At 75.1% G+C, this 13,345-nt stretch carries 3 protein-coding genes; all 3 read right to left on the bottom strand.

Annotated elements, in window-relative coordinates:
- Positions 1 to 53 precede the first annotated feature (53 nt).
- Genes QSK34_RS36370 through QSK34_RS36360 form a run of 3 tightly spaced genes read right to left on the bottom strand, consistent with a single transcriptional unit; the run spans position 54 to position 12,969 of the window.
- Complete coding sequence (locus QSK34_RS36370) at positions 54 to 3,257, bottom strand: phospholipase D-like domain-containing protein (protein ID WP_285591204.1); 3,204 nt, start codon at positions 3,255 to 3,257, stop codon at positions 54 to 56.
- Complete coding sequence (locus QSK34_RS36365) at positions 3,254 to 6,208, bottom strand: hypothetical protein (protein ID WP_285591202.1); 2,955 nt, start codon at positions 6,206 to 6,208, stop codon at positions 3,254 to 3,256. The genes QSK34_RS36370 and QSK34_RS36365 overlap by 4 nt, the downstream gene beginning before the upstream one ends.
- On the bottom strand, positions 6,205 to 12,969 hold the full coding sequence (locus tag QSK34_RS36360; RefSeq protein WP_285591200.1) for an OmpA family protein: 6,765 nt from the start codon (positions 12,967 to 12,969) through the stop codon (positions 6,205 to 6,207). The genes QSK34_RS36365 and QSK34_RS36360 overlap by 4 nt, the downstream gene beginning before the upstream one ends.
- Positions 12,970 to 13,345 lie beyond the last annotated feature (376 nt).

Here is a 13,345-nt window from a genome sequence, read left to right as displayed (position 1 = left end):
CGCCGCACAGCATCGATCGACTACCGCTTCCCGGTAGGTGACAGGCGCCCGGGTCACCCGGAGCCGGGCACCTCGGCGGCCAGTTCGGCCTGGACGGCCGCGGCCAGGCCCGTCAACCAGGCCAGCGCGTCGAAGGAGCCGGTGGGAGAACCGTCCCGGTTCCACACGGCCACGTCGAGGTCGGTCGGCACCGGGTCGGGCGCCGGAACGGGGTCGGGTGCCAGCCGCTGTCCGCCGCCCCTGGCCGACAGGCGGCGTACGGCGGCCACGAGTTCGGGCGGGTCCTCGGGCAGCAGGCTTGTCGGCAGGCCGAGGCGGCCGGAGATAAGGGTGCGGCGGAAGGTGACGACGTCGGCCGGGCGGCCGTTGATCAGGCGTTCGTCGAAGACGCTCACGGCCAGGGAGGAGTCGAAGCCGAGGCCGCGGCGCCACAGGTGGGTGCCGCCGGTGAGGGCGAAGGCGTCGTCGACCACCACGCTGGTGGCCTCCAGGTGGAGGGCGCGGCCCGGTCCGGTGGCGGGGGTGAAGACCGCCAGGCGGTCGCCGGCGACGGCGCGCAGGGCGTCGAGCGCCTGGCGTACGCCGTGGTCGCGGACGCGCTGCAGTTTCGCGGGGGTGCCGGGCGGGAGCCGGAGCGGCAGGCAGACGAGCACCCGCAGGACCGGGTTGGCGCTCACCCGGTCGACCAGGGTCTGCCAGAGGTTGAGCGGGGCGGGGCCGCCCATCCCGTTGGCGTCCAGGGCGGGGGTTTCCAGGTAGACGAAGTCCTGGGCGCCGGCGAAGGCCGCCGCCAGGGCCGTCGCGGTCTCGCGGTAGCCGGTGTGCGTGCCGAACAGGCGGCGGCTGACCGCGCGCAGGACCGAGGCGGACAGCGCGGCGGGAAGCGGCACGCCGCGCGAGGTCAGCCAGGTGTGGACGTCGTCGGCGGTGCCGTCGAACGGGAAACCGGCCACGTGCATGGCCTCGGTGAGGGCGGGTTCGGCCTCGACGCCGAAGCCCACGGTCCGCAGGGTCGCCGCCCACGCGCCGGGGGAGGTGGGCGCGGCCGGGACGGGGAGCGCGGCCTCGGCGGCCGAGGCGAGCGCGGCCGTGGTCCCGGCGACGCGTTCGCGGAGGATCTCGAACAGCCCGGTCACGGCGGGGCCGCGCAGCCGGGCGCCGGCGCCGTGGCGTTCGTCGTCGGCGGGCGCGCCGGGGTGCCCGGTCTGGTGCGCGGGCAGTTCGTGGTGGGCGCCGAGCGGGCGTACCGCCGCCACCACGCCGGTGGCGGTGGCGGAGGTGAGCACGGCCGCCGCGACCTCGTCGCGGGCCTGGGTCGGCAGCGGCGCGCCGACCTGGACGAGCCGGGTGAGGCCGGTGCGCAGGATCCGGGTGCCGATCGCCTCGCCGCCGCGCCATCCCTTCCACGCCGGTTCGGTCAGCTGGACCACGTCGCCGCCGGTCAGCGCCGAGGAGACGGTCGCGCCGTTCCACTGGGCCGCCGGGACGGCCACCAGCGCGGGCGGCGTGGTGAGCGCCACCAGCGTCACCCCGGACGGCAGGGCCCCGGCGGGGACGCCGCCGGTGAAGGTCTGCCCGGTCTCGCAGGCGACGACGGGCCCGGTGACGGCGGCCAGGTCGAGGGGCGTGCCGCCGACCGGGGCCGGCCGCTCCAGCCGCACCTCGGGATAGCGGACGGCTCCGGCCGCGGTGACCAGCATGAGGTCCAGGCCCATCCGGTTGTCCGGCGCGACCACCCCGTCGGGCAGCCGGACCACGGCCCGGACGACCCCGGAGGCGTCCACCAGCCCGCCGCCGCCCGCGCTGCGCCGGTGCACCCCCTCCACCATGTCGAGGTACTGCGGCCACACCCGCAACCAGGCCCCGGCCAGCGCCGGGTCGACGGAGGTCTGCACGAGCACCCGCTGCCCGACGACGGTTCCGCCGTCGTCGCCTCCGCCGCCGGTCAGCGCGGCCATGGTGACCGGGTTGGGGAGCGCGGCCGGAGCCGGGCCGGCGGGCAGGGCGGGGGCGGTCAGCACGCCGGCGGCCCGGTCGAGGACCGGCGCGACGAGGGTCGCCGTCCCGGCGCCCAGCACGGCGACGAGTTCGGCCATGGCCGCCTCGGCGGTGGCGAGCAGCACGCCGGGTTCGGCCCGGTCGACGAGGGTGCGGGTGGAGGCCCGCTTCTGGGCGGCGGCCCGGCGCTGCGCCTCTTCGTCCGCCCCGGCGGGGGCGATCCGGGGTTGCCCGGTCAGGTGCCGTTCGACGTCCACGAGCGCCACCCGGACGAAGTCGCGGGTGACCCCGCCGACCGGGCCGTCCGGCCACAGGCCGACGGACGGCCCGTAGGTCCCGCCGGGCAGGGCGGCCAGCAGGGGCAGGGGCGCGGCGTCGGCGCTCCCGCCGGTCAGGGTGAACGCGGCGGCGGCGCTTCCGGTGCCGCGTACCCGGACCGGGCCGGTGCCCGTCACGTTGGTCGTGGTCAGCCGGGACAGCACCGCCTCGGCGGCGGGCGCGTCGGCCGGGCCGGTGAGCTGGACGGTGAGCTGCGCGGTGGTGGTGGCGACGCGGGTGGCCGCGCCGGGGGCGAACAGGTTGGAGAAGGTCGTGGTCAGCCGGGTCCACCAGGCGGCCACCGCGCCGGCGTCGATCGAGCGGCCCCGGTCGTCGAAGGCGTAGAGGGTCGCGGTCGCGCCGCCGGGGAAGACGAGCAGCTTCTGCGTGTGCCGCTTGAGGTCGGTCATGGGGTCGCCCGCGTTGCCCAGGACGCCGCCGGTGACGCTCAGCCCGACGTGCGCGGCCTCCTCACCCGGCGAGGAGAGCACCGGGATCGGCGGGTCGATCAGCGGCTTCAGCGCCGCCAGCGTGGTCACGGTGGCGGGCAGCTGCAGCGCGAACGTGCGGACCGGCGCCCGGGTCGGCGACCCGGGCGCCGCCGTGGAGCCGTCGGCGGCGGGGACGTCGGTGAGCAGGGCGGTCAGGCGCTGCTCGGCCTCCGGCAGCAGGCGCAGCACGGCGACGACCCGTCCGGTGGTGAAGGGCGGCGTCCCGGCCGGTCCCCGCAGCGCGGCCAGGATCGGCGGCAGCGGGGCGGTGGCCACGGCCAGCGACAGCAGCCCGGTCGCGGGGGCCAGCCAGTCGGTCCCGGCCGGGATCGTCACCGGCACGCCCAGGTCGGCGCCGGGCACGGGCAGGGTGACGTCGGTGGAGAACCAGGGGCCCAGGAGCGGCGCCTCCAGGCCCAGCGTTCCGGGTTCGGGGACCAGCGCGGTCACGGTACCTCCTTGGGGTCGCTGGGCCGCGAGGCCCGGCCGATCGGGTCGGTGACGACCACCCGGTAGAGCGTCCCGGTGACCCCGCCGGGATCGGGGACCTCGAACCAGCCGTCGGCCGGGCGGGGGTGTCCCGGCAGGGTGGTGAACAGCCGCAGCGCCTCGCCGGGCAGGCTGCGGTAGACGTCCACGGCGTAACCGGCGGTGGCCCCGCCGGTCAGCGGGCCGGGATGCCGGAACCTGATCCGCGCTCCGGACGCCTCCGCGGTGACGGTCACGTCGGTGACGGCGTCGGGCGGGCCGGGCGGCATGATGTCCGCCGCGACGGCGGGCGAGGCGGCCGACCACTCCCCCGCCGGTCCGCCGCCGGGCGCGGGCGGCCCTTGCACCTCGGCCCGCCAGTGGTAGCGCAGCCACGGCTTGAGCCCGGTGTCGAGCACTGTGAACGGCACGGCGGGCAGGGCGCCCTCGGCGACCACCGGCATCAGCGTGGTCTCGGTCGTCGCGGTGGCCCGCCGGATCCGGTAGCGCGCGGCCGGCGTCGGCCCGGCCGGGACCGTGAGGGTGAGCCGGGCGGCGTCGGCGAGCGGCTGGACCTCGACCGACGGCATCGGCGGGACGAGCAGGTTGGGCACCGCCCGGGGCAGCAGCGGGCTGGTCCGGAAGTCGGCCTCGACGCCGGCCGCGCTGACCGCGACGATCCGGAAGAGCGTCAGGACGGTCAGCGACCCGGACACCTCGTGGGTGAAGACCGCCTGCCCGCTCGCCGGGCGGGGCACCGGTTCGGCGGTGAGCTGCCGCCACCAGCGCCGGGGCAGCAGGTGCCGGTTGGCGTCCCAGACCGCGCCGCGCGCCGGGGCGTCGGCGGCCGCCCGCAGGGCGGCGAGCAGCGTGGCCGCCTGCGCGGCGGAGGGGGCCTGCCCGGCGTCCCCGGCGGCGATCACCCCGGCGGCGACGTCGGCCAGTTGGCCGCCGAGGGTGGTCTCGTCGGCGACGAACACCCGGTAGGCGGCCTGCCCCGGCCCCGGCGTCCACCGCAGGGTCGCGCGGGCCCGGCCGGTGGCGTCGGGCCGGGCCGTGTAGGCCAGGGTGGGCACGACGGTGACGCGCTCGGGCGGCCGCGGATCGTGGAAGAGGGCCTGTTTCGGCTCGGCCGGGTCGGAGTCGGCGCCGGCCGTGTCGGTCCACAGGGCGGTCACGGTCACCGCGCCGGTCGCGGTCGGGGCCAGCGCCGGGCCGGGCACCTCGACGACCATCGTCTCCGCCGTGGTGACCGTGTGGACGGTCTGGACGCCGCCGACGACAAGCTTGAGGCTCTGGAGCAGCCGTCCCCCGGCGGGCAGCCCGGAGACCGGCGGCACCGAGACCTCCACGCGCAGCACCCCGGCGAGCGGACCGGCCTGCGGCGGCGTGGTGAGGGCCGGGGGCCGGACGGTCAGGGTGAACACGGGCCGGGGCGGCCGGGGCCGGTCGGCGCCGGCGAAGTCGACGCGTTCGGCCGTGGACCAGCGCCCGAACCAGTCGGCCTGGGACAACTGCCAGGTCCCGTCCTGTTCGCCGACGTCCCGGTCGGCCAGCAGGCCGCTGGTGGTGCCGTCGCGGGCGGTGAGCAGCAGCCGCCGTTCCGGCGGCAGCTCGGGGTTGCGCTCGGCGAGCGTCGCCCCGGCCGGCTGGGCCAGCGCCGAGGCGAGCCCCGCGCCGGGGACCAGCCGGTCCAGGCCGATGACGAGTTCCCGTTCGGCGGCGGGCGCGGTCGCCGGCAGCCAGCCGCCCGACACGGGAGCGGCCAGTTTCAGCGTGCCGGGCGGGTCGAGGGGGTGTCCGGCGGTGACCGCGAGGATCATGTGCAGGCGCACGAACGGCCCGACGTCCATCTGGCCGACGCGGTCGGCGTACTGCGCCAGCTCCGGGGCGCGCTGCGCGATCGCGTGCACGGCCGCCGCGCCGTCGTGGACCTGGGGGCCGGGGTCGAGCCGCGCCTGCGCCAGCGCCGCCCAGTCGGGCGCGAACAGGCCCTCGACCAGGTAGGCCATGACGGTTCCCAGGGGCGGCGCGAGGTCGTCCACGTCGAGCAGACCGAGCCAGCGGGCGATCCCCGGGTCGACCGCGCCCTGGTAGAGGTCCATCAGCAGGGGCCGTTCGGAGCCGCCGAGGACCTCGCCGTCGTCGTCCACGACCGCCTCGGCGGCCGACAGCAGCCACTGCGGCGCGGACAGGTCGTTGACGAGCCGGTCGAGGCTCTTGCCCGGTTCGGGGACCAGGGCCTTGACCCGGTCGTGTTCCTTGGCCGGGTCGGCGTACGGGCACGAGAAGGGGTCGGTCGCCGCCGGATACTCGTGCATGCCGTAACGCTGCGGCGCGCCTGCCTTGACGCGGCCCAGCCCCTGGTCCATGCCGTCGTCGGGGCCGGCGTAGCGGGCCCCGGACCGGGTGGGCAGCGGCGCGGTGCGGAACTTGTCGGTGCCGGTCACGACGTCGGCCGGGAGCCAGGCCAGACCCGAGACCACGCCCTTGCCGCTGACGACCACCCGCTCCAGGTGGGAGGCGTACACGTGGTAGGGCGCGGCGCCGCGGCGGGCCACCGGCGCGTCGCCGTACGGCGTGGCGACCACGCCCTCGACCAGCAGGCCGGCCGGGCCGCTCTCGCTCCTGGCCTCCACCGAGGCCCAGCAGCAGACCCGTCCAGCCGGGAAGTACGCGGTGACCGGGTTGTCGGGGGCCACGGTGAAGGGCGGGGTGAGGATCCGGCGCCGCGAGTCGACCCACACCACGTCCCGGCGGGTGTACCCCTTGGCCTCCTGGCCGAGCGAGGTCCGGCTGACGGCCAGCGGCACGACCGGCAGCCCGAGCAGCGGGCCGACCAGGACGCGGTAGTGGAGTCCGGGAGTGAGGTGGGCGTCGCCCACCCCGTCGACGGCCTGGCCGGCCAGGGCCCAGGACGGGCTGAGGGTCATGCTCCTGCCTCCATGCGCACCGATCGGGGGACGGCGAGGGCGAACCGGCGGCCGGTGACCGTGGTCGCGGTGACGGTCCCTGTCCGGCTCGTCGCCGTGCGGGTGAGGGTGAGGGTGATCGTCTCGGCGGCCGGCACCGCGACCGGGGCCGCCGGGGTGAGCAGCACCCGCGTGCCCGCCGTATTGCGGCAGCGGACGCTCATCGCCACCCCGCCGTAGTCGCAGGCGGTGACCGCCAGGGCGGTCCGGCCGGTCCGTACGACGGCCTCCGGCCCCTCCAGCAGCAGACCGGCGACCTGCCAGGTCCCCCCGGCGTCGAGCCACAACACCGAGGTGCGGGCCCGGTCCGACAACGGCCACGGGTCGAGCCCGGCGCCGCGCAGCAGCGCGTCGAGGTCGCCGTCGCCGACCGTGGGCGGGCCCGGCGGGATCGCCGCCGTCACCACGGCGTCGGGCGCGATGAACGGTTCGGGGTCGGGCGCGGTGAACCCTAGCGCGGCCAGCAGGTCGGCCGGGCCTCGGTGACGGGAGGCCTGGAAGTGGGTGCGGGACACCACGACCTGCTCGGCGTCCGGCTGGCCCGCCGGGGTGGCCATCAGCATGAGGTCGTACCAGCCGCCGGGGACAAGGTCGGCGTGGATCTCCCCCGTCGTGCCGCCCAGCGGCGGCTCCTCCAGGCAGGGCGCCTCCCGGATCGCCTCCAGGAACAGCCGCTGCCCGAGCGGCCGGTAGGCGTCGAACAGCGGGCCCCAGACGACCTCGGCCGGCTCGTCGGGGGCGTGCGCCTGCCCGGCCATGCTGCCCGGCGGCGGGTCGGTGCGGCGCAGCCGCACCGCCAGCGTCCTGCCGTACCGCCCGGCGAGCTGCTCGCCGTGGTCGATCGCCAGGTGCACCAGGAGGGGGTCGTCCCGCAGGTGGGGCGCGGAGTTCGTCTCCGGCTCGAAGGCGATCAGGTAGCGCAGCAGGGAACGCGGGTCGAAGGCGCGTTCGTCGGTGAGCTCGGCGGGCGGGGCCCCGGTCGTGACGGCGGCCGCGGCGGTCCGGAACCGGTAGGACTGCGCCGGCCCGTTCTGCCAGCCGCCCGCCGCGGGTGTGGCCGGGGGCGCGGGCTGGGCGTCGGACTTCACCCAGCCCTGCCACTGCCAGGAGATCCGCACCGTGTAGCCCCGGCCGGGTTCCAGCAGGTGCCGGTGGGCCGGGACGGCCTGGGCGGCCCGCAGGTTGATCTGGTCGCGCAGCCCCTGCAGGAAGGCGGCGTTGGCGTCGGCCTGGGCCGCCGCGGCGGCGCTCACCCCGCACAGCCGCGCCACGCCGACGCGGTCGGCGTCGTTGTCGTCGGTGCCGGGCCATTCCAGGACGCGGACCGCCGACCAGGTCGTCTTGGGCGGCGCGGTGTACCGGACCAGCGCGCAGGCGCCGTCGCGGGTGCGGACCTCGCGCAGCACCGTGGGGGCCCACTCCAGCTCGGGGCCCTCGGCGGTGACGCCGAGCACGACCGGGAGCCGGCCCCCCTCGCCGCCGTCCCGGTCCTCCCCGTCCTTGGGCGGGCGTTCGCGGAAGTCGCGGCAGACCACCAGCAGCAGCTCGCCGCCGGTCAGTTCGGGGACCAGCCGGGCGTGCAGCTCGCTCGTGCGGACCGTGAAGCCGTGGCGGGTGGCCGCCGCCAGCCACCACACGTCCTCCTCGAACGGGCCCGGCCCCACCGCGCCCGGCGTCAGCGCCTCCCCCTTGGCCGCCAGATGTGGCGGCGCGGCGGCGATCGGCAGCCCGTACAGCAGCTCCTGACCCTCGGCGGCGAAACGCGACGGGAACGGCGGCGAGCCCGGGTCGGGGGTGGTGAAACGGACCGTGTCCGGGCCGGTGCGGACGCCGCCCTTGCCCGGCGCGCAGTTCGACCGGGGCCGGGGCGGCGGGTCGCACAACCGGCCGGGGGTCTGCGACGGGTCGGCGTCGGTGCCGGCGCCGCCGTCGGCCAGCCAGTACGTCCACGGCGCCGGATCCCAGGCCAGCAACGCCAGGAACATGCCCTCCGACTCCGAGACCGCGACGTCGCCCTCGGCCAGGACGCCCGGCCGGTGGGTGGGCAGCCACCATCCGGAGTCGAGCGGGCCGGGCAGCGCGGCCCCGCCGTCGGGGATGATCTCGACGCGGGTCAGCCGGTAGGCGTACTTCAGTTCGCTGGTCCCCGACCAGAGGGGCCCGGCGGGGCCGGGACCGGGCGCGAACGCGCTCCCGGCCAGCGCGACCGCGACGTGGTGGGTGAACTCGATCACCGGCACGGTGTCGGGCCAGACGGTCTGCTCGGGCCCCGGCGCGCCGGCGACCGCGGTCGCGGTGGTGAAGCCGCGCCGGTCGGTGAGCGACACCTTGCCGATCGGCGCAGGCGGCGGCGGGGCCTTCGGCGTGATCGGGTCGCCGATGTCGATCCCCACGCAGCCCTTGAGGGAGAAGAAGAACATCGACACCGAGCCGCAGAACCGGCCCTTGAGGTTGACCTTGAGTGTGCCGTTGTCGTCCCAGACGGTCGCCACGATCTCACCCGAGGCCGCGACCTTCACCACGACCAGGCTCAGCTCGCCCTTGACGAAGATGCCGCCCTTGAGCAGGAACGGGTTGGTGCCGAAACCCACGAGCAGCTTGGCCGAGGCCGTCAGCTTGATCGGCCCCGCCGACCACTTGATCTGCCAGCCCGCGCCGAACCCGACGGAGAAGCCGTCGAAGTTGAAGTCGGGGTCGCCGCCCAGCCGGTGCAGCCGCCGCTGTTCGACCATGAGGTAGGCGAAGGCGGAGGCGTTGAGCGTGCCCGGCAGCAGCTTGACCGTCACGGGGTCGCCGGGACGGTTCTCGCTCACCACGCCGTCGGAGCCGATCCGCAGGTAGGCGTCCTTCTTCGGGACACTCGGGTAGGGGAAGTAGCCGTCGATCGGCACCAGCAGTTCCAGCACCTTGGGGATGGTGTACCGGCCCCGGACCCCGATCAGGACCGCCTCGTCGTCGACCGCGATCAGGCCGACGACGTTGAGGCTCGGGCTGGGCGGGTCGCCCTTGGCACTCGGCTTGGCGGGGGGCTTCCTGACGAGCTTGGCGTCGATGCCGAAGATCACGGCCGGGTCGGGGAAGGCGACGACGAACATGCCGGTCGCGTTGAAGGTGAACGCGGTGTCGGGCAGCGTGCCGACGATCATGCCGAGGCCGACCGCCCACTGGCCGCGCGCCGGGGCGAACTTGCTCTCGGCTGGAACGTTCCGGTACCAGGCCAGCTCACGGCCCACCGGGTCGTTGGGGAAGCCGGAAGGCAGCGCGCGGGCGCCGTTGGCGACGAACTGGCCGACGAACCCGAACACGCCGAGCCCGGTCGCGCCGAGCGGGATGCCGACCGGCAGCAGCAGCCCCAGCGAGATCGACACGAAGTCGGTGGCCGGGTCGAACGCCAGCGTCCCCATGGCCTTGACGCCGACGCTGACCAGTTCCAGCTCCAGCGCCGCCTGGAACGCGCCGCCGTCGCCGACGACCAGACGGCCCTCGCCGCGCAGCACGCCGGGGATGTCCACCCCGACCGCCAGGCCGCGCAGTTCCGCCGAGATCCCGTCGTCGCCGAACACGAACCGGACCGTCGCCCCCTGCACCGACACGATGCCCAGGTCCAGCGCGAACTCCAGGTCCAGCTCGAACCACGACGAGCCGAACCCGGCCCGCGTCCCGGTCACCTGGAGCAGCTGCCCGAGCGGGCCGTCGATCTGCCAGCGGCCCGGATCGGCGAGCTCGAACGACGCGTCGTCGTAGACGAGGCCGACCTTCTCGTACCACGCGGTCTTGGCGTCGTCGAACTCCAGGCCCACCTTCTTGTAGCGGACCTTGAGCGTCGAGTCCTTGGTCCGGGCACGGCCCAGGCCGCCCGCGTCCAGGTCGAGTTCCAGGGAGGCGGTGTAGTCCAGCAGCACCCGCGTCCGCAAGCCCGTGGCGTCGGTGAGGCCGCGCTGGCGGTGCTCGACCTCCGCCGAGTGGATGACCACCTCGCCGTTCTCGGCCACGGCGGCCAGCGCCCCGGCGGCCACCGCCAGCGCGGCCAGCCGCACCACCTGGCCGTCCACCCCCGCCGCGCCGATCCCGGCCAGCAGCGCCGGGGCCAGCGCCAGCGCCACGGCCAGGAACTCCGAGTCGACGGCGGCCAGACCCTTCGGGTCGCCGGAGGAGGCGATGCCCAGCGAGAAGACGGTCTGCCCCGACCGGGAATCGTGGGTCCAGCGGCCGGTCAGCGTGTACACCTCGGTCGACGGCTGCCCCTTCGGCTCCGACGGCGCCCGGACCGGCAGGGTCGTCTCGCCGCCGCCGGGCGCCGGCAGGGTGACGACGTTCGCCGTGGCCCACTGGAAGGTGAACTCCGCCTGGGTCGGGATGGCGTCGGCCCACGCGGTGACGGTCGGGGAGTCCCAGCGGACGAGCAGCCGGACCAGCCAGGCCAGACGCGGATCGCGCGGCGGCGCCGGGGTCACCTCGGTGACGTCGGCGCCGGGCAGGTAGGCGCGGCGCAGGTCGGGGGCGTGCTCCTGGGTGTCGGTCGGCTGCCTCTGACCGGCGGGGTCGGCGCCGCCGGGCGGGGTGTAGGTGCCGCCGACCGCGTAGACGTCGATCCGGCGGTAGCGTTCGCGGATCTCGTTGGCGACCGTCTGCCCCCAGGAGCCGCGTGTCGTCGCCGAGTGTTCCTTCGTGATCAGGTGGGCCGCGGACTTCTCCTCGTCGCTCAGCCCGGGGATCTGCTCCTGCGCCTGCTGCATGGCCGGGGACGGCGGATCCTGTTCGCCCCGCGCGTGAACCGTGCCCAGACCGGAAAGCCAGCCGGCCACAGCGGTGGCCCGGTTGCGGGCGAGCACCTTGTTCGTCTCGGGGGCGCCGATGTCGCAGGCGCGCCCGATCACGACGAAAGTGGTGTTCTGGAAGAACCCCGCCCACCGGCGGATGGCCTCCCGGCCGGGATCCTCCTGGTCGCGCGGCAGGTACTCGTTGAACACCGTCGGATCGCTGGTCTCGAACTTGAACAGGATCCGCAGCCGCCGGATCTCCTTCTCCACCACGGGCGGCGGAGGCGCGTCGGGCCTGGTCCCGCTGCCCAGCTCCACGGTCACCTCGGCCAGGCCGCCGTCCGGCACCGTCACCGTGTTCCCGGCGAGGGTCGCCCGCTCCGGGAACGGCGTCAGCGCGGCGTCCTTGAGGAACCCGCTCAGCCGGTACGTCTGCCCGACCGCCCGTACCTTCACGGGGTTGCCCGCGCCGTCGAACACACCCTGCGCGGTGCCGACGAGAAGACGGCCCTCGCTCAGCACGTCCACCCTGATCCGCCGGGTGCGCTTGTCCGGATCGGTGACCACGATGAAGCTGGTGCCCGGCTCCCTGCTCGGGAAGAGTGAGAAATCGGGTCCGGTACGGGTGTGGGCGTCGGTCCCTTCGCCGTGCCGCCACTGCAGCCGGGCCGCGTCGGCCGGATTGAGCGCCGACTCGAACTCCAGCAGCCGCAGCGCCTCGGCCGTACCGGACACGAACACCACGTTCGCGAGGTTCACCGACCCGACGCGCACGTTCACCTTGGCCGGGTGCCTGACCGTCGGCTCCGACTGGACGAACGTGTAGGCCGTCGGCGCGTCGCTCACGCGTTCCCCGCTGACCTCCTCGGAGAACGTTCCATGCATGGTCTCGCCCACCGAGGTGGTGAACCAGCCCGAGTCGTTCGCGCTCACCCGCGTGCCGTCCGGCAGGGTCCAGACCATTCGCGGCTGGGTCGCCGCGCCCACCGCCGACGGGTTCAGCCTGGCGCGCATCCGGCCGGTGGCGGGCGTACCCGTCAGGAACGGCACGGTGAGCTCCCGGCCCGACCCCTGCACCGGCCGCGCCTGCTCGGCCCCCGCGAAATCCTGCAGGAAGTCCACGGCCGCGGCGTTGATCGGCGTCCGCCCCAGCTCCACCCGGATCTCGCCCTGCAACCCGGCCGGGCTGCCCAGCAGCACGTCCCGGACGCCGATGTTGACCTTGTCCACCAGCGGCGTGTTCGGCGGCAGGAACAGCGTCGCCTCCGCGATCGAGATGCCCTGCCAGCCGGGCGTCTGCCCACGAGCCACGATCTCCGGCGGAGTGACCTGCGCGGACGCATCGAAGACCAGACGGTCGACGGTCATCCCGATGTCCGAACCGCCGATGAAGAAACTCACCGGGTCGAACGAGAGCCGGTAGACCGCCCCCGACGGCGCGTCCGGATCGAACGGATCAGGCCAGTCGACGAACCGGACCACCTCCCCCGACCCGCTCAGATCGATGCGCACCACACCCGACCCGACGATCCGCACCCCGCTACGCGCCGGATCGGGCAGCAGATGCGCCGCCACGGCCGCAGCGGAGGGAACCAGCGTCGCCGGCCGCAACCCCGGCACCTTGATCGCGATGCGGTCGACCACCAGATCGAGGAAGACCGCCTCACCCGCCGGCTCCAGATTCTGCCCCGCGCCGCGCTGCGCCCGCCTGCGCACCAGATGGAACGGCAAACCCGTGTTGAGACCGGGCACCTCCACCTCCCAGGTGCGCAGCGCCGGGAACCCCAGATCGGCCAGCGGCTGCACCACCCCCGAATGAGTGATCACGCCCGCGCTGGTGGTCGCCCGGTGAGAGACGACGGCCAGGTTCTCCAGCCGCGCGGCCAGCCCGGCCGGAATCAGAGCACCCGCGCCGGCGAAGGGCGCAGCCAGATCGAGAAGGGAAATCCCGCGTTTTGCCATAGCCTGGCCCCCGCAGTGGTGACGGATGTCCTTCGAACAACCGAGCACCCGACCTTGGTCGGGGCGGCGCCCGGCAGCCCTCGCAATTTGAAGTCTTTTTCGCGCGGATGGCAACAGTTCGGGCCGCTTTCACCGCTCCGACGCGCGGGCAGTGGCCCTTGCCGACGCTGCTACCTGGGGGTTTGTGTACACAGGTCGGACAGAGACGATGTTCCGAATAGCGCTTGAGGAGCCACGAATTTGGAGCCCCATCTCGATGGCGGTTGAAGTGTTATTTGTGAAAGTCCGAAATGAAGGCGCGGGAGATATCGGCCTCACGGAATGGACGTTGCCAGGATGCCGCTCACGACGCCGAGAAATCCGCCCGGACGACCGA

This window comes from Herbidospora sp. NBRC 101105 (assembly GCF_030269205.1).
Classification (GTDB): domain Bacteria; phylum Actinomycetota; class Actinomycetes; order Streptosporangiales; family Streptosporangiaceae; genus Herbidospora; species Herbidospora solisilvae.
The sequence above is the reverse complement of the archived record's forward strand: the minus strand, read 5'-3'. Positions and strand labels throughout refer to the sequence as shown.